2 protein-coding genes are annotated in these 1,859 nt (G+C 63.7%); both read right to left on the reverse strand.

The window, feature by feature from the left end; all coding sequences use genetic code 11:
* The coding region (tnpC, locus tag BSG08_RS19130; RefSeq protein ID WP_093039434.1) for an IS66 family transposase at positions 1-1,541 on the reverse strand (1,541 nt) is incomplete at its 3' end.
* A 60-nt stretch (positions 1,542-1,601) separates the two neighbouring features.
* Positions 1,602-1,859: IS66 family insertion sequence element accessory protein TnpB (gene tnpB, locus BSG08_RS19135; protein ID WP_093039435.1), on the reverse strand; the 258-nt coding region annotated here is incomplete at its 5' end.

The following is a 1,859-nucleotide window of genomic DNA, read 5'->3' on the forward strand; positions in this document are numbered from 1 at the left end:
GACATGTCGGAGATGCGGGCGATGACGTCGGCGAGCCAGGCCTGCGGATCGATGTCGTTCAATTTTGCCGTGCCGATCAGGGAATACATGGCGGCGGCGCGCTGTCCGCCCCGTTCGGACCCGGCGAAGAGCCATGATTTTCTGCCGAGGGCCACACCGCGCAGCGATCTTTCGGCGGTATTGTTGGTCAGGCAGATGCGACCGTCCTCGAGGAACCGGGTGAAGCTTGGCCAGTGATTTGGCGACAGCAGATAGTCGATCGCCTTGGCGACCTTGGCATGCTTCGACAGCTGCGCCCGTTCGCTGCGTAGCCAGCATTCCAGATCGGCGACCAGCGGGGCCGACAGGCGTTGCCGCGCCTCGAGGCGTGTGGCGGGGGATTTGCCGTTGATGTCGCGCTCGATCTCGAACAGGGCATCGATGTGCTTCACCGCCTCGAACGCGATCGGCGAGATCTCCTTGGCGTTCTTGCCCTTGCGGATGTTCCGCTCTACGTCGGCCAGTTCGAAGAACTTGCGGCGTGCATGGGCCCAACACAGGGCCGAAGCAACCGGCCCCGGCACTCGTTTCGGATCATAAAGCTGGTTGTATCCGGCATAGGCGTCAGCTTGCAGGACGCCCTGCCAACCTTTCAGGTGCCCGGTTGGATGTTCCCCGCCCCGATCGCGGGAGAAGCGGAAGACCACCGCCGGCGGCGCGGTTCCACCAAAGGGGCGGTCGTCGCGCACATAGGTCCAGAGCCGGGCCGTCTTCGTTCCTCCCCGGGCCAGCAGCGGCACGGTGATATCGTCGCCATGCAATCGGTCGGCCGCCATGACATGGGCCTCGATCAGCGCATGCAGCGGTTTCAGCAATTCGGTCACCGCGCCGACCTGGTCGGCCAGCGTGGACGGGCTGAGGTCCACACCTTCGCGGGCATAGCGGTCGGCCTGGCGATTCAGAGGCTGGTGCTGCCCGAACTTCTCGAACACGATCATGGCGAGCAGGCTCGGACCCGCCCATCCCCGCGGAATCGGATGGAAGGGAGCGGGCGGCTGGCTGATCTTCTCGCAATCGCGACATGTGAACTTCTCGCGGACGGTCTGGATCACCTTCCATTGGCGCGGCACCACCTCCAGCGTCTCGGTGACATCCTCGCCCATCTTCACGATCCGCTCGGACCCGCAGCACGCACAGGCCGAGGGGGCCTCGACCACGACCCGTTCGCGCGGCAGATGCTCGGGGAACGGTTTCTTCACCGGCTTGCGCCGCTCGAAGCCTGCAACCTTCGTCGTCTTCTCCGCCGCCTGTTCGGCGCGGATGGCATCTTCGGCCGCGGTGGTTTCCATCTCCTCGAGCTGCAACTCGAGCTGGTCGATCAGCCGGGCGGTGCGTTCGGCGCGGCGACCATACTTGTCGCGCTTGAGCATCGCGATCTCGAGCTTCAGGCCTGCGATCAGCGCCTCTGATGCCGACACCACGGCATTTGACTGGGCCAGCTCAGCCTTTGTGGCCGCCAGCTCGGCGCGCAGTTTCTCGAGTTCGCAGGCGACATCAGACATGGTCACGATCTACCATGCCGGTTCGGTAATGCCCATGCAAAACAGGGCTATGACCGAGATTTATCCAACCTTTGCAGGGCGTTGCGTCCAGCGCGGATTGCGCCAGTCTATCCCCTCCAGAAGATATCCAAGCTGGGCCGTCGATATCTGCACAGCCTCCCCAGAGCCGCTTGCCGGCCAGATGAACTTTCCCGTCTCAAGGCGTTTCAGATAGAGCGACATGCCCACCCCATCGTGCCATAAAATCTTGACCAGATCGCCGCGACGGCCACGGAAGCAGAATATCTCGCCCGCATGCGGATCGCGTCCAAGCCCCTC

The sequence above is a fragment of the Roseovarius azorensis genome (assembly GCF_900109455.1).
Classification (GTDB): Bacteria; Pseudomonadota; Alphaproteobacteria; order Rhodobacterales; family Rhodobacteraceae; genus Roseovarius; species Roseovarius azorensis.